General features: G+C 43.6%; 1 protein-coding gene. It reads right to left on the bottom strand.

Annotation, left to right across the window (positions count from 1 at the left end; all coding sequences use genetic code 11):
* Positions 1-231 (bottom strand): type VI secretion system baseplate subunit TssF (locus AACS90_RS05070; protein WP_193757320.1); only part of this gene is annotated, 231 nt, incomplete at its 3' end.
* Positions 232-473 lie beyond the last annotated feature (242 nt).

The raw sequence follows: 473 nt of genomic DNA, 5'->3' as shown, positions 1-473 counted from the left end.
CGGCCAGATGCGCGACAAGATCCCGTGCGTGATTTCGGGAAGTTCGTCCTCCAGTTTAGCCCGTACACTGGCAATCAACAGGGCAAAGGCTTCAAAAAGGCGCGTAATATCGGGATCATGGGAGGCAATCAGAAAATCCGCCAGATGCGGTGAGTCTTTCGCCACACGCTGAGCCAGTTCCCGCAGATAGGCGCGTTCTTGCAGGTACAGTGATTCCTTGTTGTTGTTCATTATGCTTACTTTTTTATGTTAGATTTTTTTATCCGGCAGGTTAATTTATTGTACATACTCATCAGTAAAATTAATTAACCAATTAGATGGAATTTTCACCTGATTTTGGCAGAATATGGCGAAATTAGTGGAATAGGCACGGAAATATAGAAAAAATAAGGTTAATACGAACTGCCACGATTTGACTCGCCTCTGGCTAAACGTTAATATCTCTTCTACAAAAACGATCCATCGCCTGTCAG

This window comes from Xenorhabdus sp. KK7.4, from assembly GCF_963876465.1.
In the GTDB taxonomy this organism is placed as follows: Bacteria; Pseudomonadota; Gammaproteobacteria; order Enterobacterales; family Enterobacteriaceae; genus Xenorhabdus; species Xenorhabdus stockiae.
Note: the sequence above shows the minus strand (reverse complement) of the source record. Positions and strands in the feature narration are given on the sequence as shown.